20 protein-coding genes, 1 tRNA gene and 1 pseudogene are annotated in these 20,328 nt (G+C 73.6%); 10 read left to right on the plus strand and 12 right to left on the minus strand.

All coding sequences use genetic code 11. From position 1 onward, the window contains the following. Positions 1 to 4: 4 nt before the first annotated feature. From AB0I91_RS27110 to AB0I91_RS27125, 4 genes are all read right to left on the minus strand, one after another. On the minus strand, positions 5 to 472 hold the full coding sequence (locus AB0I91_RS27110; RefSeq protein ID WP_498775428.1) for a redoxin domain-containing protein: 468 nt from the start codon (positions 470 to 472) through the stop codon (positions 5 to 7). Positions 473 to 509: 37 nt separating this feature from the next. Continuing rightward, positions 510 to 1,109 carry an RNA polymerase sigma factor gene (locus tag AB0I91_RS27115; protein ID WP_498775426.1) on the minus strand — a complete coding sequence of 200 codons (600 nt, stop codon included), beginning with the start codon at positions 1,107 to 1,109 and terminating at the stop codon, positions 510 to 512. Between the two features lie 45 nt (positions 1,110 to 1,154). Then, a complete protein-coding gene (locus AB0I91_RS27120; protein ID WP_499639418.1) occupies positions 1,155 to 2,801 on the minus strand; it encodes a vanadium-dependent haloperoxidase in 1,647 nt (548 codons plus the stop codon). A gap of 302 nt (positions 2,802 to 3,103) precedes the next feature. Continuing rightward, complete coding sequence (locus AB0I91_RS27125) at positions 3,104 to 3,427, minus strand: TauD/TfdA dioxygenase family protein (protein ID WP_499639420.1); 324 nt, start codon at positions 3,425 to 3,427, stop codon at positions 3,104 to 3,106. A gap of 1,058 nt (positions 3,428 to 4,485) precedes the next feature. Between AB0I91_RS27125 and argJ the strand changes: the two genes are divergently transcribed. Beyond that, entirely contained in the window at positions 4,486 to 5,643 is a 1,158-nt protein-coding gene (argJ, locus tag AB0I91_RS27130) for a bifunctional glutamate N-acetyltransferase/amino-acid acetyltransferase ArgJ (protein WP_498775418.1), read from the plus strand. 11 nt (positions 5,644 to 5,654) lie between these two features. On the opposite strand, the gene AB0I91_RS27135 is transcribed toward argJ, so the two are convergent. Continuing rightward, the gene (locus AB0I91_RS27135) at positions 5,655 to 6,656 is read right to left on the minus strand and encodes a thioesterase domain-containing protein (RefSeq protein ID WP_499639505.1); all 1,002 of its coding nucleotides are present in this window, start codon (positions 6,654 to 6,656) and stop codon (positions 5,655 to 5,657) included. 25 nt (positions 6,657 to 6,681) lie between these two features. On the opposite strand from AB0I91_RS27135, the pseudogene AB0I91_RS27140 reads away from it, so the two are divergent. The 4 genes and pseudogenes from AB0I91_RS27140 to AB0I91_RS27155 form a co-directional block, all read left to right on the plus strand. Then, positions 6,682 to 6,807, plus strand: a pseudogene (locus tag AB0I91_RS27140) (LysE family translocator); the annotation flags it as partial. 56 nt (positions 6,808 to 6,863) lie between these two features. Beyond that, positions 6,864 to 7,214, plus strand: a complete 351-nt coding sequence (locus tag AB0I91_RS27145; protein ID WP_499639422.1) for a LysE family transporter — start codon at positions 6,864 to 6,866, stop codon at positions 7,212 to 7,214. Between the two features lie 75 nt (positions 7,215 to 7,289). Continuing rightward, positions 7,290 to 8,240, plus strand: a complete 951-nt coding sequence (gene mtnA, locus AB0I91_RS27150; RefSeq protein WP_498775414.1) for an S-methyl-5-thioribose-1-phosphate isomerase — start codon at positions 7,290 to 7,292, stop codon at positions 8,238 to 8,240. Then, complete coding sequence (locus tag AB0I91_RS27155; protein WP_499612458.1) at positions 8,221 to 10,149, plus strand: bifunctional aldolase/short-chain dehydrogenase; 1,929 nt, start codon at positions 8,221 to 8,223, stop codon at positions 10,147 to 10,149. The genes mtnA and AB0I91_RS27155 overlap by 20 nt, the downstream gene beginning before the upstream one ends. Before the next feature lie 111 nt (positions 10,150 to 10,260). Here the strand turns inward: AB0I91_RS27155 and AB0I91_RS27160 are convergent, their stop codons facing one another. Together AB0I91_RS27160 and AB0I91_RS27165 are read right to left on the minus strand one after the other, a co-directional pair. After that, positions 10,261 to 10,728, minus strand: coding sequence for a nuclear transport factor 2 family protein (locus AB0I91_RS27160; RefSeq protein WP_498775410.1), 468 nt, complete (start codon positions 10,726 to 10,728; stop codon positions 10,261 to 10,263). Beyond that, the gene (locus AB0I91_RS27165) at positions 10,725 to 11,678 is read right to left on the minus strand and encodes a pyridoxamine 5'-phosphate oxidase family protein (RefSeq protein ID WP_499639424.1); all 954 of its coding nucleotides are present in this window, start codon (positions 11,676 to 11,678) and stop codon (positions 10,725 to 10,727) included. The genes AB0I91_RS27160 and AB0I91_RS27165 overlap by 4 nt, the downstream gene beginning before the upstream one ends. Positions 11,679 to 11,816: 138 nt before the next feature. Between AB0I91_RS27165 and AB0I91_RS27170 the strand changes: the two genes are divergently transcribed. Next, positions 11,817 to 12,437 carry a CGNR zinc finger domain-containing protein gene (locus AB0I91_RS27170; RefSeq protein ID WP_499639426.1) on the plus strand — a complete coding sequence of 207 codons (621 nt, stop codon included), beginning with the start codon at positions 11,817 to 11,819 and terminating at the stop codon, positions 12,435 to 12,437. A 29-nt stretch (positions 12,438 to 12,466) separates the two neighbouring features. Here the strand turns inward: AB0I91_RS27170 and AB0I91_RS27175 are convergent, their stop codons facing one another. Continuing rightward, the gene (locus tag AB0I91_RS27175; protein WP_498775404.1) at positions 12,467 to 12,763 is read right to left on the minus strand and encodes an HPF/RaiA family ribosome-associated protein; all 297 of its coding nucleotides are present in this window, start codon (positions 12,761 to 12,763) and stop codon (positions 12,467 to 12,469) included. Positions 12,764 to 12,918: 155 nt separating this feature from the next. Here AB0I91_RS27175 and AB0I91_RS27180 point away from each other — a divergent pair, with 155 nt between their 5' ends. Further along, entirely contained in the window at positions 12,919 to 13,497 is a 579-nt protein-coding gene (locus tag AB0I91_RS27180; protein WP_499612465.1) for an SMI1/KNR4 family protein, read from the plus strand. Between the two features lie 60 nt (positions 13,498 to 13,557). On the opposite strand, the gene AB0I91_RS27185 is transcribed toward AB0I91_RS27180, so the two are convergent. Beyond that, positions 13,558 to 14,115 carry a TetR/AcrR family transcriptional regulator gene (locus AB0I91_RS27185; protein WP_498775400.1) on the minus strand — a complete coding sequence of 186 codons (558 nt, stop codon included), beginning with the start codon at positions 14,113 to 14,115 and terminating at the stop codon, positions 13,558 to 13,560. A gap of 151 nt (positions 14,116 to 14,266) precedes the next feature. On the opposite strand from AB0I91_RS27185, the gene AB0I91_RS27190 reads away from it, so the two are divergent. Continuing rightward, positions 14,267 to 14,830 (plus strand): hypothetical protein, encoded by a 564-nt coding sequence (locus AB0I91_RS27190; protein WP_499639428.1) that lies wholly within the window; start codon positions 14,267 to 14,269, stop codon positions 14,828 to 14,830. A gap of 24 nt (positions 14,831 to 14,854) precedes the next feature. Here AB0I91_RS27190 and AB0I91_RS27195 read toward each other — a convergent pair whose 3' ends face one another. Continuing rightward, positions 14,855 to 15,760 carry an oxidoreductase gene (locus AB0I91_RS27195; protein ID WP_499612469.1) on the minus strand — a complete coding sequence of 302 codons (906 nt, stop codon included), beginning with the start codon at positions 15,758 to 15,760 and terminating at the stop codon, positions 14,855 to 14,857. 95 nt (positions 15,761 to 15,855) lie between these two features. Between AB0I91_RS27195 and AB0I91_RS27200 the strand changes: the two genes are divergently transcribed. Further along, positions 15,856 to 16,494 (plus strand): DNA-binding response regulator, encoded by a 639-nt coding sequence (locus AB0I91_RS27200; protein ID WP_499612471.1) that lies wholly within the window; start codon positions 15,856 to 15,858, stop codon positions 16,492 to 16,494. Between the two features lie 58 nt (positions 16,495 to 16,552). Here AB0I91_RS27200 and AB0I91_RS27205 read toward each other — a convergent pair whose 3' ends face one another. Then, positions 16,553 to 18,862 carry a hypothetical protein gene (locus tag AB0I91_RS27205; RefSeq protein ID WP_499639430.1) on the minus strand — a complete coding sequence of 770 codons (2,310 nt, stop codon included), beginning with the start codon at positions 18,860 to 18,862 and terminating at the stop codon, positions 16,553 to 16,555. An 18-nt stretch (positions 18,863 to 18,880) separates the two neighbouring features. Continuing rightward, a tRNA-Pro gene (locus AB0I91_RS27210) sits at positions 18,881 to 18,955 on the minus strand. 363 nt (positions 18,956 to 19,318) lie between these two features. Between AB0I91_RS27210 and AB0I91_RS27215 the strand changes: the two genes are divergently transcribed. Continuing rightward, the gene (locus tag AB0I91_RS27215) at positions 19,319 to 19,600 is read left to right on the plus strand and encodes a VOC family protein (RefSeq protein ID WP_499639432.1); all 282 of its coding nucleotides are present in this window, start codon (positions 19,319 to 19,321) and stop codon (positions 19,598 to 19,600) included. Positions 19,601 to 20,328: the final 728 nt, after the last annotated feature.

A 20,328-nucleotide genomic window follows, 5' to 3' on the forward strand; every position in this document is an offset into this window, starting at 1 on the left:
CCGCTCAGGCCGGGGCGCGCAGCGACGCGACGGCCGCCGCGATCCCCTTCTTGTCGTAGCTGTTCGTGGGCAGCGTGGCGCCGTGGGCGTGGCGGACGACGCCCTGGCGGTCGACGAGGACGCTGCCGGACTGCTGCAGCGACCCGAAGACCTTCCGGCCCAGGCCGACGACCTCGTGCGGGCTCTCGCGGCGGCCGGTGAGGACGGGGAACGGGATCCGGCGCTTCGCCTTCCACGCGGCCGCCGCCTCGCGGTCCTCCGGCACCGCGATGAGGACGCGGACGTCGTCGGCGGCCAGCTCGTCGGCGCGGTCGACGAGGTCGCGGACGTGCAGGTTGCAGACCGGGCACGACGTCGATCGCACGAAGAAGAGCAGCACCGCGTGCCGTCCCCGGTAGTCGGACAGGCTGACGGCCTGCCCCGCGGTGTCTTCCAGGGCCAGGTGCGGTGCGGGTGATCCGGCTTCGAGCACGGTGGGGTTCCTTTTCGGAGCGGGGTGGTCGGGAAGGTCAGATCCGGTCGGAGGACGAGGGCGGGACGGCCCCGCCACCCAGGCCGAGCCGGAGCGCGGTCCTGGCCCGGTGCAGGTGGGACTTCATCGCCGGGGTGCTCAGCCCGAGCGCCTCGGCGACCTCCCGCCCCGGCCGGCCCAGCACGTCGCGCATGACCAGCACGCGGCGCTGGACGTCGGGCAACGCCCGGATCGCCGCCGCCACGCGTTCGGCTTCCAGCCGCCTGAGCACTTCGTCCTCGGCGGAGGCCACCGGGACGTCGTCGGCCTCGTCGTAGCCGTCGAACAGCCGCCGGGCGCGGCGCAGGCACTCGTGCCGGACGACCCGGAACATCCAGGACGCGAGCGCCGCCGTGGCCCGCAGGGAGCCGATCTTGCGGTAGAGGACGATCAACGCCTCCTGCGCCGCGTCCTCGGCGTCCTGCGGCGACGCGCACAGGTGCCCGGCGAAGCGCAGCACGTGCGGATGGGCGCCGTGCACCACCGCGGCGAGCGACTCCAGGTCACCGCCCTGCGCGGCCTCGATGAGCTGCTCGCTCGCCCAACCGCGGTCGACCACGTCCACCCCCGCCGCACGTGTCCCTCTTGTCGTAACCATCGCCCATAAGAGACCCCGACACCGAGAAAGGATTCACCCCGTCGTTCAGACGATCGCGGTCGTGCCGTCGAAGCGGGTGTAGGTGAAGCCGTCGAACTCCTCGGTGAGGGTGCGGCGCAGGTCGGTGAGCACGTGGTCGGCGACCGCCTCGCCCAGGAGCAGCCCGGCGGTGGTGTCGGAGCGCCAGTGCACGCCGGCGAAGTTGCGGCCGTAGGCGGCGTTGAAGGCGAGTTTGTCCAGTTCTCCGCCGACCGTGAGCGCGGGCCCCCGGTAGCGGCGCAGCGACGTGCCGTCCGCGCTGGGCACGACCGGGTCGCGCAGGACGAAGGACTCGTCGTAGAACGCCTTGAGCACGGTCGCGCAGGCGCCCGCGACGGTGGCGTGCGCGGCGGTGTAGGCGGGGTGGGTGGGACATCCCCGCGGGTAGGCCATGGGCAGCAGCAGGGTGCCGTGCTCGGCCCGGACGCGGTCCGGCGCCTCGGCGTCGAGCAGTTGCGGGTGCAAGGGGTGCTCGATCCGGCCGAGGGCGTGGTTGTGGGCGTGGCCGGCGAACTCCTCGGGCCGGAGCCTGCGGTGCACGCACCACTTCTGGAACCACGCGGCCAGCTGCGCGGCCTGCACGACGCGCGCGACCAGGTCGAGGGGGTGGGACCAGTCGAAGGTGACGCCGGGCCGGGTCTCGGCGCGCAGGTAGGGGTTGTTGCGGTCCCAGGCGTCGGGGCCCTGGTCGATCAGCAGGAGGCTCGCCATCAGGTAGGGCTGCTGGGTGAAGTTCAGGCGGGAGTACTCGGCGAGGTCGCGGCCGTTGCGCGGGTAGCGGGCGGTGCCGTCGTAGGTGCTCTCGCGGGCCGGGTGGTGACCCCGGATGTTCCGCAGCCACTCGTCGTAGTCGGTGAGGTGGTCGTCGCGCGGCGCGGGCACGCGGTAGGTCTGCCTGATCGTCGCGGCGCCGAAGGGGACGTCGCGCAGGAGGAACTGCGAGACGTACGGCCCGTTCAGGGCGCCGGGCATCGGGCCGCGGAACACGGTCGCCGGTGTGACGCGCCCGTGGTCGGTCGGGCCCTCGTAGCCGGTGAGGCGGGACAGGTCGCGGCAGGCGGCGGCGATGAGCGGATCGGTGTCGTAGGCGGTGAACGGCACGTCGCGGCACAGCGCCTGCCAGTACAGCTCGACCAGCTCCGCGGCCGTCGTCGCCCCGGCGAACGGTGGTGGCGGCGGCACGGTCAGCTGGTGGGAGTCGGCGCCGACCAGGCCGTAGGTGAACGCGGCGTGCGGGTTGGTCAGCCCGACCGGCCCGTCCACGACGATCCCGTCCAGGTCGCCGGGTTCGTGGCCGGAGACCGCGCGCACCAGGCTCGCGTAGGCGGCCGGGTCCACACGTCCCAGCTCGTCGTGGGGCAGCCCTTTGCCGTAGTTGCCGATCAGATCGGGGTGGGCCGCTTCGTCACCATTGTCGTGGTGCTGGGCGGCGGGCAACGCACGTTGGCGCGCGGCCGCCTGCTCGCGGATCCGGTACGCCCGGTCCCGGCGCGCGTCCGGCGGCACGGGCTCGCCGCGGACCTCCGCGCGGGCGACGGCGCCGGGCAGGCCGGCGGTGAGCCCGGCCGCGCCCAGCCCGCCGAGGACGGCGCGACGGCTGACCGGGCGGTGCTCCGACGCGGTGTGGACCGGTTCGCCCGACGGCACTGCCACGACTGCCCGTCCTGTCCTCGGCTGCGGCTCTCGTCGGCCCGGGGTGTCGGTCGACCTCCCGGGCCCGGGAGCCAGCATCGCGCGAAGCGCCGGCGTCGCGGAACGGCGGAACCGACCGTCCACCCGAAGGTGCGACACCACCCGCCTGCCGCCCGGCATCCTGCGCCGTCACCCGGACGGTGGCCGGACAACCGTTCACCGACGACCGCTCACCGACGACCGCTCACCGGTGAAGCCGGGGCGTGAACGGCCGCCGACCGCCGGGCCGAGGGCGGCGGCTTCTGGATCTCCTCGACGGCCGGTCAGGACGCGTTCGGCAGGGTCACCTGGCCGCGGAACAGGAGGCGGACGCCGTCCGAGCTGATCGCGGTGCGCCCGTGCAGGGTGCGCTGGTTGTCGATCACCAGCAGGTCGCCCGGCTGCCAGCGGTGCTGGTAGAGGTAGCGCGGGGAGTGCAGGTGGTCCGACAGCTCCTTGAAGAACTTGTCCGACGCGGCCTCGTCCACGCCCGCCAGGCGCACCAGCCAGCCGCGCGGCACGTCCGGCGCGAACCGCAGCGCCAGGTTCAGCGACCGGACCCGGCCGTAGTCGCGGGTGGTGGCGATGCCGTACCAGTCGGCGGCCACCTGGGTCGGAGAAGTCCTTGGCGAACAACACGATCAGGTCGACCTGCTCGCCGACCAGCAGCCCGTCGGTGTGCAGCGGCAGCGGGCCGCGGCCGGTCACGACCTTGTCCTCGTCCCGCGACGCGTTGAGCTTGAGCAGGTCGGCCCGGTCCTCGCCGAACTTGTGGTCGACGGGGTAGGTCACCGTCCCCGAGTCGATGCCACCGGACAGCAACGTCGCGTAACCCGCGCCCGGCTGCCCGTCGGCGATCGCGCCGATCACACCGTCCAATTCGGACAGTTGAGCCTTGCCCGCCGTCAGCGGGTCGTCGCGGTGCGGTTCGCGGAACCGCTCCAGCAGGTCGTCCGACTGCTCGGTGGTGCGGCGCCAACCGGAGGCGGCGAGCGTCCGGCGCTCGCGCGTGGAGTGGCGCAGCCGTCGCACGCCGAGGACCAGCGTCGCCTCGGGGTCCGCGCCCACCGGCACGGGCGAGGTCCGGACGTCCAGGCCCAGCGCCGGCAGCACGAGCGCGGCCAGCAGCAGGTCGGTGAAGTAGGCGAACCCGCCCGGGCCCTCCGGGGCGTAGACCGCCTCCTCGTTGAACACCGACGTGGACGCCGGCACGGAGCCCTCGGCGACGCGGATCACGGTCCGCTGCCCGGGTTCCGCGGGCAACTCGCCGTCCGGCGCGGCGCCGTGCGGTCGTCCGGGTTGGCTCGCCTGGAAAAGCACCGGGACGCGGACGGCGGACCTGCCGCGATCCGCGGTGAACCCCTTGTCGCGCAAGCCGAAGCGCCGACGCCCCCCAGTGCCCCGCCGCGCGTCCCCCGACGTCCGCGCGCGGACGCCAGGGTCGCCCAGGGCCCGTCGCGGGGGCAATGCGCGGCCGGAAACCCTCCCGGATCATGGGAGTCGCGGCTGGCTCACCCGATCGAAGGACGTGCGCGCGATGGATAGTTATGCAACGCTGCGTCGGCCGTCTCGGTGCTCTGTCGCCAGAGCGCATGTTGACTATGCAGTGTAAGGTATGTCCATCCATTGGGCGGGGTGGCCGCACACGAGCAGATCTGAGGTGTCCATGACGGAGACGGCGGTGCCGCGGGGCTTTCGCGGGATCACGAAGAACATGGGGCTGAAGGACGTCGGCGACGACTTCGCCGCCGTGGTCTCGGAGGTGCCGGCGCGGTCGGCCGCGGTGTTCACCAAGTCGCGGTTCGCCGGCCCCAGCGTGGTCCTGAGCCGCGAGTCCGCGGCGACGGGCCACTGCCGCGGCATGGTGGTGCTGTCGCGCAACGCCAACGTCGCCACCGGGCGGGCGGGCGTCGCGCACGCCGTCGAGGTGCGCCGGCGCGTGGCCGAGATCGCCGGTGTGGCGCCGGAAGAGGTCGTCATCGGCTCGACCGGCGTGATCGGCCGGCCGTACCCGATGGAGAGCATCCGGGCCAACCTCGACGCGCTCGCGTGGCCGTTCCCGGAAGCCGACTACGAGCGGGCCGCGACGGCGATCATGACCACCGACACCCGCCCGAAGTCCTGCCACGTCCGCGTCGGCGACGCCGTGCTCGTCGGCATCGCCAAGGGCGTCGGCATGATCGAGCCGAACATGGCCACCATGCTGGCGTTCTTCTTCACCGACGCCGACGTCGACGGCGACGAGCTGGACGCCGCGTTCCGCCGCGTCGTCGACCGCACGTTCAACGCGCTGAGCATCGACACCGACACCTCGACCAGCGACACCGCGGCGATCTTCGCCAACGGCCTGGCCGGCCCCGTCGACCGGAACGAGTTCGAGCAGGCCCTCTACGACTGCGCGCTGCACCTCGTGCGGGAGATCGCCTCCGACGGCGAGGGCGCGAGCAAGCTGATCGAGGTGCGCGTCACCGGCGCCCGCGACGACGCGCAGGCCAAGCTGGTCGGCAAGAGCGTCGTCAACTCCCCGCTGGTCAAGACCGCCGTGCACGGCTGCGACCCGAACTGGGGCCGCATCGCCATGGCGATCGGCAAGCTCGAGGACGAGACCGACATCGTCCCCGAGAACGTCCGCATCCTGTTCGACGACCTGCCCATGCACCCCGAGGAGCCGAGCGACGCGCTGCTGGAGCGCGCGGCCAAGTACCTCGGCGCCGACGAGGTCGTCATCAACATCGACCTGGGCATCGCGGACGGCGCGTTCACCGTCTACGGCTGCGACCTCACCGAGGGCTACGTCCGGATCAACGCCGACTACACGACCTGACGACGGCCGGTTCACGGCGACGCCAAGGCGCGCGTGATCTCCGCCTCCAGGCGGGTCACGGTCACGCGCGCCGAGAACAGCCGCTCGGTGTCGAGGTCGACGTCGAAGACCTCCTCCAACGCGGACAGGGCCTGGATCAGCGTCGCCGAGTTCACCCCGCTGGTCTCCCGGACGTCCGCGGCGAACCCGGCGAGCGACGGCTCGTCGACGCCGCGCGAGCCCGCCGACACCGGCGTGTCGACCACCACCACGCGTGTCACCGACGCACCGCACACACGTGCCACCTCGAACGCCAGCGCGCCGCCGAACGACCAGCCGCCCAGCACGAGCGGCACGTCACCGGACCGGACGTCGGCGGGCAGCCGCTCCACGCAGCGGCGGGCGAGGTCGGGCAACGTCAGCGCGTCGTCCGGTTGCGGTCCGTCGAAGCCGACGACGTGCGCCTCGACGTCCACCGGCAGGTCGCGGACCACGGGGGAGTAGCAGGACACCCCGCCACCGACCGGCGGGAAGAGGACCAGCCGCAGGCGTGGCGTCGCCGCCGCACGTGGTTGGTAGGTCCAGATGATCTGGTCCGGTTGACGTGCGTGCCGGCACCGTGCGGCGAGTCCGGCAACGGTCGGGTCGACCATGAAGTCGCCGAACGACACGGCGTACCCGAACCTGGCGCGCAGCAGGGACAGCAGCCGGATCACGTCGTACGAACCGCCGCCCGCGTCGAAGAAGCCGCCCTCGCCGGGCGGCTCGCCCAGCCCTTCCTGCCAGCAGGCCGCGACCTCGTGCCCGACGAGGTCGCGCGGCGGTGGCGCGGCACCGACCTGATCGACCGCGAAGCGGCGATGGCCGACTACGTCGAGTCGGTGATGCCCGGCCTGACCCTCGACGACCTCGCCGCGGCCCGCGCCGAGGTGCGCGAGCACGGCAAGGGCCTCGGCGTCACGATCGGCGGGTGAGCAGGCGTGACCGCCGCGGCGGTGCTCGGGTTCGCCGGGCCTGTGCCTGCTGCCGGCCATCACCCCCGGACCGGACACCTTCCTGGTGCTGCGGTACGGCCTGGGCGGCGCGCGGTTCGGCGTGGCCGCGTCCGCGGGGTCGGGGATCGGCTCGCTGTTCTGGGCGGCGGCCGTGGCGCTTGGGTTGGCGGACCTGCTCAGCTCCTCGCCCACCGCGTTCCTGGTGGTGAAGGTCGTCGGCGGCCTGTACCTGCTGTCCTGGGGGTGGTGGGGTTCCTGCAACGCGACCAGGTGGTCGACCCGGGCGATGGCGGCCCGGTGCGGTGGCGGTGGGGGCCGTCGTTCCGGTCGGGTGTGCTCTCCTGCCTGCTCAACCCCAAGGTCGGCTTGTTCTTCCTGGCCGTGGTGCCGCAGTTCCTGCCCGCCGAGGCCATCAACGTGGGCACGATCATGCTGCTCGGCCTGATCGACGCGGTGGTGGCGCTGGCGGCGCCGGCGGTCGGCGCGGCCAGGGCGGTCCTGTGGTTGCGCCGGCCCAAGGTGTCGCGCACGATGGCGGGCCTGAGCTCCGCCGCGTTGTGCGCGCTGGGCGTCGGCACCATCGTCGCGGTCGTGTGACCCGCGATGCGCCACCGCTGTGCCGACGGAGTGATCATCCTTTTCCGACCGGCGCCCAACCTGCAGACTTCAGCCATGCGGACGATCGACTGGGTGGACGGCCGGATCATCGCGATCGAGCAGACCCTGTTGCCGGACGTCGTGACGACGCTGCGGATCGACACGGTGGACCAGCTCGTCGACGCGATCAGGAGACTGGCGATCCGGGGTGCGCCCGCGCTGGGCGTCGCCGGCGCGCTGGGGGTGGCGCTGGCCGCCGGCGGTGGCGGGGACGTGCGCGCGGAGGCGGCGCGGCTGCGGGCCGCCCGGCCGACGGCGGTGAACCTAGCCTGGGGCGTGGACCGGGTGCTGGCCCGGCTCGACGAGGGCCTCGACGCGGTGGTCGCCGAGGCCGTCCACGTCCTCGAAGACGACGTCCGCCGCAACCGCGCGCTGGGGCTCCGCGGCGCGCGGTGGCTGGTCGACCGGCTCGGCGGACCGGTCAACGTGCAGACCCACTGCAACGCGGGCGCCCTGGCCTGCGTCGAGTGGGGCACCGCCCTCGGCGTGGTGCGGGCGTTGCAGGAGGACGGCGCGCTAGGCCACGTCTACGTGGACGAGACGCGGCCGCTGCTCCAAGGCAGCCGGTTGACGGCGTGGGAACTCGCCGCGATGGGCGTCGCGCACACCGTCGTGGTCGACTCGGCGGGACCGACCGTGATTGCCAAGGGCCTGGCCGACGCGGTCGTGGTGGGTGCGGACCGCATCGCGGCCAACGGCGACGTGGTCAACAAGATCGGCACCTACCCGCTGGCGCTGGCCGCGGCGCGGGCGGGCATCCCGTTCGTCGTCGCGGCGCCCGAGTCGACCATCGACCTGGCCACCCCCGACGGCGCGCACGTGGAGATCGAGGTGCGCGACCCGGCGGAGGTCGTCGGGGACCGCGCCACCGCCGCGCTGAACTTCGCCTTCGACGTCACCCCGGCCGACCTGGTCACGGCCATCGTCACCGACGAACGGACGATCTGTGGAAAACCGCTGGGCTGAAACGGAAACGCACTCCGACGAGCTGGACGCCTGCGTGTACGGGTCGCGGCTGCTCGGCCGCGAGCCGGACCTCGTGCTGCACGGCGGCGGCAACACCTCGGTCAAGACGTCCACCGTGGACATCACCGGCCGTGCGGTGGACGTGCTGCACGTCAAGGGGAGCGGCTGGGACCTCGCGACCATCGAGCGGGCCGGGTTCGCGCCGCTGCGGCTGGACCGCCTGCGCGAGCTGCTGACCGTGCCCAGCCTGCCGGACTCCGCGATGATGAACGAGCTGCGGTGCGCGTTGCTGGACGCGAGCGCGCCCGACCCGAGCGTGGAGACGCTGCTGCACGCCGTGCTGCCGCACCCGGCCGTGCTGCACAGCCACGCCGACGCCGTGATCACGTTGACCAACCTGGACAAACCGCTGGTGGAGGAGGTCTTCGGCGACCGGGTCGTGGTGATCCCGTACGTGATGCCGGGGTTCGCCCTCGCCCGCACGTGCGCGGAGCTCTTCCCCCGGCACGTCGGTGAGCGCACCATCGGCGTGGTGCTGCTCAACCACGGCCTGTTCACGTTCGGGGAGGACACCAGGCAGGCCTACGACCGGCACGTCGAGCTGGTCGGCGACGCCGAGGCGTTCCTGTCCCGGCACCGGCCCGCGCGGAGGTCCGTGCCCGCGCCCCCGGTCGACCGCCACCGGCTCGCCGGTCTCCGCCGGCGGATCTCGGACGTGGCCGGCGCGCCGGTGATCGTGAGCCGGCACGCCGACGACGCCACGATGGCCTTCGTCACCCGGCCGGACCTCGCCGACGTGGCCACGCGGGGCCCGGCGACGCCCGACCACGTGATCCGCACCAAGCGCGTCCCGCTGGTCGGCGACGACGTCGACGGCTACGCGGCCGACTACCGCCGGTACTTCGACGAGCACGCGGGCCCTGGCCTGACCATGCTCGACCCCGCGCCGCGCGTCGTGCTCGACCCCGGGCTCGGCCTGCTCTCGGTCGGCAGGCGGGCCAAGGACGCCGACATCGCCCGCGACATCTACGCCCACACGATCGAGGTCATCGAGCGGGCGGAGGAGCTGGGCGGGTACCGGGCGTTGCCGCCGGCCGACCTGTTCGACATGGAGTACTGGGAGCTGGAGCAGGCCAAGCTGCGGCTCTCCGGCGCGCCGGCCGAGTTCACCGGCGAGGTCGCGCTGGTCACCGGCGCGGCGTCCGGCATCGGCCGGGCGTGCGCGGACGCGTTGCGGGCCAAGGGCGCGAGCGTGATCGGCCTCGACCTCACGCCGACCGAGAGCCGCGCGGACTACCTCGGCCTCCAGGTCGACGTCACCGACCCGGCGGCGGTCGAGGCCGCGATCGACCGGGGCGTGGAGCGGTTCGGCGGGCTCGACGTGCTGGTCGCGTCCGCCGGGGTGTTCCCGGGCGACACCCCGATCGCCGAGCTGGACCCGACCACGTGGCGGCGGACGATGTCGGTCAACGTGGACGCGATCGCCGCACTGTTCGCCCAAGCGCACCCGCTGCTCAAGCTCGCGCCGCGCGGCGGGCGGGTGGTGGTCGTGGCCTCCAAGAACGTGCCCGCCCCCGGACCGGGCGCGGCGGCCTACTCGGCCTCGAAGGCGGCGGTCACCCAACTGGCCAGGGTCGCCGCGCTGGAGTGGGCGGCCGACGGCATCAGGGTCAACGCGGTCCACCCGGACGCGGTCTTCGACACCGGTCTGTGGACCGCCGACGTGCTCGCCCGGCGCGCCGGGCACTACGGCCTGAGCGTCGAGGCCTACAAGCGGCGCAACCTGCTCGGCGCCGAGATCACCAGCGCGGCGGTGGGCCGGGTGATCGCGGAGCTGTGCTCGGACACGTTCGCCCACACCACCGGCGCGCAGGTGCCGGTCGACGGGGGGAACGAACGCGTGATCTGATCCCTCGCCCCGACTCCGCTCCGCCCACCGTGTCCTCTGTGGACGGAGCGGGGTCGGCGCATCGTCCCGCTGACGGGAGCGGCCCGGCCCGCGCGGGGTGCGGACCGGGGGTCAGGCGAGCGGGATGTCGTGGCCGGGGCCCCGCTCGTCCTGCGGGCGCGGGCCGAAGTAGCGGCGGTCGGCCTCGTCGATGCGCAGGTCGTTGATGCTCGCCTCGCGGCGGCGCATCAGGCCGTTGTCGGCGAACTCCCACAGCTCGTTGCCGTAGGAGCGGAACCACCGGCCCTCCGCGTCGTGCCACTCGTACTGGAAGCGGACGGCGATGCGGTTCTCGCGGAAGCCCCACAGGCTCTTGCGCAGGACGTAGTCGAGTTCGCGAGCCCACTTGGCGGTGAGGAAGTCGACGATCTCCGCGCGGCCGGTGACGAAGACGTCCCGGTTGCGCCACACCGAGTCCTCGGTGTACGCGAGGGCGACGCGGTGCGGGTCGCGGGTGTTCCAGGCGTCCTCGGCGGCTTGGACCTTGGCCAGGGCGGCGTCGACGTCGAACGGCGGGAACGGCGGACGTGCTTCGGTCATGGCTGGGCGGTCCTCCACGGTGCGGTGAGCGGCGGGTTGTCGGGGGCGGGGGCCGGGGAGTCGGCCCGCAGCGGCAGCAGTCGGCCGGCGACCACGTGCCGCGGGGTGAAGTGGACGCGGCGGCCGGTGCGGTCGTCGTCGCCGGGAACGCCCGGGCGGGTCCACTCCACCTCGGCCCGGCCGGACAGGTGCAGGGTGCGGCCGGTGGCGAAGTCGCAGAACAGCAGCGCGGCGTCGGGGTCGGACGCCAGGTTGCCGAGGGTGTTGAACATGTTGTTGCCCGAGTAGTCCGGCCACCACAGCGCCCCGTCCTCGACGCGGACGAAGCCGGGCGCCCCACCGCGGTGCGAGGCGTCGTTGCCGCGGGTGGGGTGGGTGGTGCCGAGCAGGAAGGTGTCGGACCGGCGGACCAGGTCGACGTCCTCCGGCGCGAGGTCCGTGCCGCGGCGGACCGGCGCCGCGCCCGGGGACGTGCCGTCGGTGCGGTGGAGGCGTCGGGCCTGGATGTACCGGGGGCAGTTGCCGTACGCCTGCTCCACGTCGACGCGCAGCCCGTCGTCCCCGGCGTCGGACAGCGTGCCGTTGACGCGCAACCGCCTGCGGGTGGCGAACTCGACCACGATCAGCCCGGCCGGCTGGTCCGCCGGCAGGCCGCGGAGCGGGTCGCCCTCGGCCGGCGACGTCCGCACCGCGAGGGCGGTCGGGGTGTCGACGTGGAGGAAGCCCGGCGGCCCGGTCAGCGGTGAGAGCCACAGCGAGCCTTCGGTGTCGCGCGCGGTGATCGCGGCGAAGGTGCGGTCCGCCAGGAACCGCGTCGCCCCGTCGCCGAGCCCGGCGGGCGCCACCATGCCCGCGAGCCGGGCGGCGTCCAGGGAGACGCCCGCGCGGCGCTGCACGGCCAGTTCGCCCTCGTGGAAGCCCGCGGTGTCGGCACGGGTCGGATCGGTCATGCGGGAAGCACCCCTTCGATCACCGGTTCTGACGTTTGCAGGTGCCAGTAACCGTTAGAACGACCATGGCATGCGCCGGTGCCCGTGTCAACGGATAGAGACCTCTGCAACCGTTAGAAGTGGGGTAGCCTCGACCGCATGGACACCGACGCGCCGCTGCTGGGCGAGCCGCTCCCGGTGGAGTTGATGAACACCGTCTGGGCCGACCGCGACGGCGTGCACGACGCGCTGCGCGACCCCGACGGCACCAGGGCCTGGCTGCGCGCCGTCTGCGCCAGGACGGACTTGCTGACCCCCTGCGACCTCGACGCGCTCACCGCGGCCGACCTCGACCGCCTCGGCCACCGGTTGATCGGCCTGCGCGACGCGCTGCGCCGGCTGGCGACCGAGGCCACCGGGGACCCGCGCCCGGCCGCCGCCTCCGACCTCCGCGGCCTGGACGCGGCCGTGACCGAGCTCAACCGGGCCGCCGGCGACACGCCACACTGGTCGGCGCTGTCCTGGACCCCCGGCCAGGCCCCGTCACGGCGCACCCGCACGGGCGGGCCGGCCGCTTCCGCCGCCGTCTCCGCCATCGCCGAGGACGCCATCGCGCTCTTCGGCCAGGACACGCGCCACCAGCTGCGCGCCTGCCTCGGCCCCGGCTGCGTCCTGTACTTCCTCAAGAACCACCCCCGCCGGGAGTGGTGCTCGGCGGGCTGCGGCAACCGCGCTCGTTCCGCCCGCCACTACCAGCGCCACCGCGGCGCGACGGCCTGACCGTCGCGTCGCGGCGTCTCCGACCGGGGTCAGCGACCCAGGTCGCGGAGCTGGTGCTGCAACTTGTCGTGCAGCAGGTCCACCGCCTCCTGGTAGGTCTCCGCGGTCGCGGCGGCGTTCACCGGCGTCCCGTTGACGTCCAGCGACGCGTGCGCCACCAGCAGGCGCGGCCCGTCCGTGCTCAGCCGCACCTTGGCGTAGGAGATGTCGGCGGGGGAGTACTTGGCGATGGCGGAGACCTTGGCGCGGGCGTACTCGGCGGCCTCGCCGGGCAGCCCGGGGGCCAGGTCGACCCGGATGTCGGCGATCTCGTGCACGTGGCTCATGCCTCCACCCTCCTCCCTTTTCCGCGACACCGCGCCGGAGCTTTCCTCGGGGTCGGTCCGGGAGAGTCGCGGCGTGGGCACCGGCCTGGTGCGACGCCCCCGTCGGTAACCTCGTGCCGGAGCTCGGTTCGGCCGGGCGGCGACTGGGGGAACACGTGGCAGGCGCACCGAAGCGGTCGTACGTCGACGAGATCTGCGAGCTCGTCGGGTGGCGGGCCGGTGGTTTCCGGCCGGGGCTGGACTGGGCCACCGTCGAACGCGAGCTGGGAACACCGCTCCCCGGCGACTACAAGGAGTTGCTCACGCGGTTCCCCTCCGGTGGTTTTCGCGGCGCCATCCAGTTCTTCAACCCCGGTCAGAGCGCGGAGGAGTGCGGAGGGGCCAAGGCGCACAACGACGAGCTGCTGGAGATCTTCGGCGACGAGGACCTCGACTACCTGCGAGGCGTCCCGTACCGGCTGTTCCCGGCGCCCGGTGGCCTCTACCCGTGGGGGATCGACGGCGCCGGGGGAACGTTCTGGTGGATCACCGACTCGGCGGACCCGGACGAGTGGCGGGTCGCCTACCACGACCGCGACCAGTGGCACGAGGAGCACCCCGGGCCGATGACGAGCGCCATCCACGAGCTGCTGCTGAGCACCGGCGAGGACAACCTCCTCCGGTGGGACATGGCCGGCAGGCCGGTGGACTTCAGCGGCCACTGGGGCGACCGGCACGTCTCCCACCAGGGCTGAGACGCATCCCGACGTGCCGTCAGGCGCCGGCGGTGAACCGGTCGGAGCACGCCCGTCCGGTTACCGGCCGCGGCGTTCGAGGAGGCTCTCGACCCCGAGGAGGAACGTCTCGCCGATCGGTTTCGGGTCGGTCAGGCAGCCCGCGGCCATGGCGCCGTCCCGCAGCATGGCGAAGTGGCGGCCGGCGGCGTCCGGGTCGGGTTTCCCGGTGGCGGCCAGGAGTTCGGTGACCGCGGTCAGGAACCACTGCCGGTGCCTGAGGACCGCCTGGTGGACGGGGTGGGCCGGGTCGGGGTACTCGGCGGCGGCGTTGAGGAACGCGCAGCCCCGGAAGTCGGGCCGCTGGATGTCCTCGGCGATGGACCGGGCGACGGTGCGGACGACGTCGTCGGGGGAGGTGTCCTGGGCCCGCGCGGCGTCCATGCGTGCGCGGATCGCCTCGTCGGCCAGCGTCAGGTAGGCGACGACGAGGTCGTCCTTGCCCGGGAAGTGCCGGTACAGGGTGGCTCGCGTGACCCCCGCGGCGGCGATGATGCGATCGATGCCCACCGAGTGGAGCCCTTCGGCGTAGAACAGCGCGCTGGCCGTGGTGAGCAGTCGCGTCCGAGCTTCCGACATCCGTTTCCCCCCTTCGAGGTCCGGTCCCGAGGCTAGCAGATAGAACGGTCGGTCTTGACAGTCGAGCGCGCGTGCCGCACGCTCTCAGGTGTACCGATCGTTCTATCTACCTCGGGTCGTCACCGTCTCGACCGTCGAAAGAGGGAATCCGATGTCCAGCTCCACCGAAGCCCGCACCCCGGTGGCCGAGGTCGACGGCGCCAAGGCGCTGCGCACCCTGTACTTCGTCCGATTCGGCTTCGCGATCGTCTGGGCGGGCCTGCTCGCCCTCACCGCCTCGACGCTCACCCCGTTCGCCATCGCGCTGCTGGTGATCTACCCGCTGTTCGACGTCGCCGCCGCCGTGGTCGACCTCCGCTCCTCCGGAGCCGCGCGACCTCGGGTGCCGCTGTACGCCAACATGGCGCTGAGCCTGCTCACCGCCGTCGGCTTGGCCGTCGCCGTCACCTCCGGCATCCCGAGCGTCCTGCGGGTGTGGGGCGCCTGGGCGATCGCGGCGGGCATCGTGCAGCTGATCGTCGCGGTCCTGCGCTACCGGCTCGGCGGCCAGTGGCCGATGATCCTCAGCGGTGGGCTCTCCGCGGTCGCCGGCACGACGTTCGTGGTGCAGGCCGCCGGAACGGCCGCGTCGCTCACCAACGTCGCCGGTTACGCGGCCGTGGGCGGCGTCTTCTTCCTGATCTCCGCGATCCGCCTGCACCTGCGCGGTCGCTGAGGACGTCGCCGGGGCGGCCGGGGTTCACGCGATCGCGTCCAGGCGGGCCAGGTCCTCCTCGGTCAGCCGCAACCCGGCCGCGGCCACGTTCTCCGCGAGGTGCGCCGGGTTGCCGGTGCCGGGGATGGCGAGGACGTTGGGCCCCTGGTGGAGCGTCCAGGCCAGGCGGACCTGGGCGGGGGTGGCGTCGTGCGCCCTCGCGACCTCGGCGATCACGTCCTTGCCGGTCTCGTCGGCCGCCGCGAACGGCGACGAGCCGGGGATCGCGGCCCCGATGGCGAAGAACGGCACGAACGCGACGCCGTGCTCCGCGCACAGCTCGACGAGCGCGTCGTCCTCGCGGCGCGTGACGAGTCCGTACTGGTTCTGGACGCACACCACCGGCGCGATCGCGAGGGCCTCCCGCAGGTGCTCGACGCCCACGTTCGAGATGCCGAGGTGCCGGACGAGACCTTCCTGCCGCAGCTCGGCGAGCGCCCCGAAGCGGTCCGCGATGGAGCCCTCGCCCCGTTCGAGCCCCCGGCCGATGCGGAGGTTGACGACGTCGAGGTGGTCGAGGCCGAGCTGGCGGATGTTCTCCTCGACCTGGCCGCGCAGACCCTTCTCGTCGTCCACGTGGAGCCAGTCGCCGGCCGGGTCGCGGCCGGGGCCGACCTTGGTGGTGATGACCAGGTCGTCCGGGTAGGGCGCGAGGGCGGTGTTGATCAGCTCGTTGGCCGAGCGCAGCGCGGAGAAGTAGAAGGCGGCCGTGTCGATGTGGTTGACGCCCAGCTCGACGGCTTTCCGGAGGACCTCGATGGCCCGGCCGCGGTCGCTGGGGCCGCCGTCGGCGTCGCTCATCAGCCGCATGGCCCCGAAGCCGAGGCGGTTGACCGTCCGGTCGCCGAGATCCCAGGTGCCGGCGGCGGTCGCGTCGATCGTTGTGCTCATGGCTCCAGCTTCGGTCTTCCGGGTGCGGCCCGCCGGGAATGGCAACTTCTTGCCGGGATTGGCGACGGGGTTGCGCCGCGCGGAGACTGGGTGGCATGAGCCTCGACCACGTGCCCGTCCTCCACGGCGACGAGGAGTTGTTCAGCCGCACGGCCCACCTGTTCGCGACCGCGACCGAGATCACGTGCGCCGCGCGGGACCTGAACACGTGGGCGGCGACGCGGCCACGTCCCCGTGACGCACGGCCGGCGTCGATGCCGAGGCTGCGCAAGCTGTACCGGCCCGAGGTGCTGCTGAACCCGTCGATGGCGCAGCACCTCCGCGCCACCGCGGCGCGGGGCGCGGAGGTGCGGATCACGCAGGACGACATCAACGAGACGATCATCATCGACCGCCGGCTCGCGATCCTGGCGGGTGACGTGGTGGACGGCCGCCGCGGCTACGGCATCGTGACGGAGCCGGCGGTGGTGCAGAACGTGGCGTCCCTGTTCGACGCCGCGTGGCGCTCGGGGACCGACCTGGCGGTGTACGACGCCCAGCACGCGGAGCTGCGCGCGCTCGCGCCGCGGGTGCTGGAGCTGCTGGCGTCGGGCTGCAAGGACGAGACGGCGGCCCGCACGCTCGGCCTCGGCGTGCGGACCTACCGGCGTCGGGTCGCGGAGCTGATGGCCGTCCTGGGCGCGGACTCCCGCTTCCAGGCCGGGGCGAGGGCCCGCGACCTCGGCCTGATCTGAGCGGCTGTCGCACCGCGCCGGTCGCCGACGCGATCACGGCGCGGGGGAGCGACCCCGGTCAGCGGCGGCCGGGGTCGACCAGGAACGGGTTCCTGCCCTCGGTCCAGCCGAGGAACCGCAGGCCGGTGCCGTTCCGCACCGTGCCGGCCGCCGTGAAGCGACCGCCGTGGAGCACGTGCAGCAGACCGTCGGCCGCGGGCTGGAGCACGGTGCCGCGCACCTCGCCCGCCAGCCTCTCCGCGTGGGCGAGCCGCACGGCCGGCTCGCAGAAGCCGAGCAGGAACAGGGCCTGCCGCCACGCGTACGCGGCGTTCTTCACCTGGATCAACGCCGCGTGCCGGTGGTCCGGCCGCCGGCCGAACCGGCGGACGAGCCGGTCGAACACCCGCCACACCAGCTCCGGCGCGCGTTCGCGCACCTCGTCGGCCAGGTCCAGGCCGTCGACCAGCACGGCCAGGTTGTGCGTGGTCAGGATCTGGCTCTGCTCCAGCAGCATGCCGTTCGCCGCGACCGAGCCACCGGAGGTGCCCGCCCGTTCCCGGCACAGCGCGGTGAAGTCCGGCGCGGTCCGCTTGCCCCAGCGCAGGACGGTGCGCGGCGCCTCGGGCCAGTCCGCCGGCAGGTCGTAGTAGTTCGCGTAGGGCGTGCCGGCCAGCAGCCGGCTCGCCACCACCGCCGCGTCACGCCACTTGGTGGTGAACCTGCCGGTGAAGATGTCCGCGGCCACCTCCTCGACGAGCGGCAACTCCAGCGAGGCCTGCTTCGCCAGCGCCCTGAGCTCGGTCACCAGCGGGTTCGGCAGCAGGGCGTGCGGGAACGCGGTCAGCGCCAGCATCGTGACCTGCCGCAGCGCGCGGTACGCGGCCGCCGCGCCGTCCGGTCGGGGCGACCGGTGCGGCTCCAGCGCCCGCACCCACGGCAGCTCGGTGAACCGCACCTGGTGCTCGAGGTCGAGCAGCAGCAGGCCGCGGCGACGCCGGAACGCCGGGTAGGTCTGCTCGTACAGCCCCGCCACGACCGGGTCGGCGATCGCCGTGCCGAGCAGCCGCGAGGTGAGCTGCGGCAGCACGATCGCCAGCGTCTCCCCCGACGTGATCACGCCGAGGCGCACCAGCTCGTCGGCCGGCGCTTCGAGCGCTCGCGCCGCCTTGTGCACCAGGCGGTCCGGCACCGTCGTGCCGCACGGGATCCCGGCGGTCGTCTCGGCTTCGGACACCGCGGCCGACGCGACGTCGAGCGACGGCAGGCCGCCTTCCGCCGGGTACCGGTCCAGCCTGCTCGCGAGCACACCGGCGAGCGCGGCCCTGGTCGGCGCCGCGACGGCCGCCGCCCCGGCGGTGCGCCACGCGTCCCGCCGGTCGGACTCCGGCGCGCCCCGGCGGCTGACCGTGTTCGCGATGGCGCGGCGGATCCAGCCGACCTCGCGCGCGGTGAGCGCGTCGCTGCCGTCCGGACAGGACTCCAGGGCGTGGCGCAGTCGCGCGAAGTTGCTCTTCGGGTCGGCCTGCCGGCCCGAGAGCGCGTGGGTGCGGGACGCCTCGGCGAAGTCCGCGCGCCACTCGGCCCTGGCCGCCGCCCACTCGGCCGGCCACGTGCGACACGGCCACCCGCCGTGCACGGTCCCGTTCGCGTCGAGGTGGGGCAGCTCGCCGTCGACCGTGCGACACCACAACGCGACCAGCCGGTCGTACAGCGGATCCCACACGGTCAGCGTGTCGCGCATCGCGGCGATCCGCGCCGGCACCCGCACGGCGCGCAGCGACGCGGCGGCGTCCTTCACCGACGTGAGGCGGACGGCGGAGCCCGACGGCCGGGCGACCGGTTCGAAGCGCGGCGTCAGCCGGAGCCGGTGCAGCAGCGGGCGCAGGTCGGCGATCAAGTCCAGGGCCTGCTCCGGGAAGCCCGTGTCCAGCAGCAGGGCCACGACCGGCAGCGCCGCGTCCTCCGGCAACTCGACCCGGTAGTGCCCACGGCGGATCACGTCGAGCAGCTCGGCCTGGCCCGCGTCGCCGAGGTACCAGAGGTTGAGCCGTTCCCGCGCGTTCCGGCCGGGCACGTCGTCCGGGAGGGACGCGACGCGGGCCGCCTCGTCCTCGGACAGCGGCACCTCGGCCAGGTACCGGCCGGTCGCGAAGCCGCCGTCCGCGACTTCGAGCGTCACCCACGCCGGGGTGTTCGCGACGGGGGTGCGGGAGCCGACCGCGAGCGTGCCGTCGGCCATCCCGTTGACGACGTCCTCCCAGCGCCGCACCTTGCCCAGCGCGCGCTCACCGTCGGCCCCGGCACCCGCGGAGGCCACCGCGGCCAACGCCCGCTCCAGCCGACCGGTCGCGTAACCGGAGGAAGCGGTGCGGATCTGGTCGGACACAGTGGACTCCGCGGTCGGTGGACATGGAGGCGGGAATCGAACCCGCGCCCTCCCCGTCCCGAGCGGGGCGATCTGCCACTGATCTACTCCATGAGGTGGCCGGATCGTATCGGCCGCGCACGCCCGTCGCCCCCGATTTTCCGCGCGGAGGACCTCGGCGCCCCTTCGCGGCGCGGATGCAGGCGCGGTGGCCGGACACGCACCGTTTGAGCGCGTGGTCGTCGATGCCGACCGCGACCGGGGCCGATGGCGTCGGGTCCGGCAGGTCACAGACCAGCCGCGGCAATGTGCTGCGACTGGCGCGCACACCGATGACGCCGCGCAGACGGGCGCCCGCGCGCCTGGCCAGGGCCACACCGATCTTCTCCGGAACCGGCCGCAGCCGCTCCGACCAACGACCGTGCCGACGCGTCACTCCCGCGATCTGCTCCACAAACGTCCACTTCGGACACTCCGGTGCAGGACACGCGAAACGACGCGCGCGCCACGAGTACAGAGCGATCGCACGCCTACACCGCGGAGGTGATGCGGTTCTGGCGGGCCGTGCTCGGGTACGGGCAGGTCGGTGACGAGGGCCTGCTCGATCCGCGTCGCCGGGGGCCGTCGCCGTGGTTCCAGCGGATGGACGCCACGCGTCCGCAACGCAACCGGATCCACGTCGACGTCTCCGTGCCGCACGACGAGGGTGGGCCGCGAGCGACCGGACTCGGCGAGCAGGTCCTGTCCGACGGCCTGTGACTCGATCGGGTGTAGCAGGTGCGCACGACGTAACGCGGTGCGACGGTCGGCGAGAGAGGTGGTGTGACGGGTTGGCGACGGTGGGGAATCGCGTCGGTCGCGCTGGTGGCCGTCGTGACCGCGCTCGTCCTCGCCCTCGGCTCCCCGAACGGGCTGCAGTCGGCGGCCAGCGTCGGGAGCCTGGTCGCGGCGCTGACCCCGCTCGTGCTGGGGCTGGTCCTCTGGGCGCGCCGCCCACCGCTCGTGACGCTCACGACCTCGACCGCCGAGCAGACCGACGCGGCCCAGCGCCTGCTCGCGAGCCAGGTGCTGAGCCAGTGGCGTGCCGAGATCGACGTCCGCCGGCTCGACGATCCCGGCCCGCTCGCGGTGCGGTGGCGGTTCACCGAGCTCGACGTCGCCGATCACGTCGCCCGGGAGAGCCGGTGGCGCGGCCTGCTCGGTCACGGGCGGCGCCGGTTCACGGGCCGGACCGACCGCATCGGCGACATCGCCGCGCGGTTCCGGGGCCTAAAGCGACGGCGGCTCGTGATCCTCGGGGAGCCGGGCACGGGCAAGACGACGCTGGCCTTGTTGCTGCTCCGCGAACTGCTCGACCACGCGGAGCCGGGTGAACCCGTGCCCGTGCTGGTCCCCCTGTCGGAGTGGGATCCCGGCGCCGAGACGCTCCACGAGTGGCTGACCCGCCGGTTGGTCGAGGACTACCCGGCGTTGCGCGCCACCGCGTT

The sequence above is a fragment of the Actinosynnema sp. NPDC049800 genome (genome assembly GCF_040656635.1).
Taxonomy (GTDB): domain Bacteria; phylum Actinomycetota; class Actinomycetes; order Mycobacteriales; family Pseudonocardiaceae; genus Actinosynnema.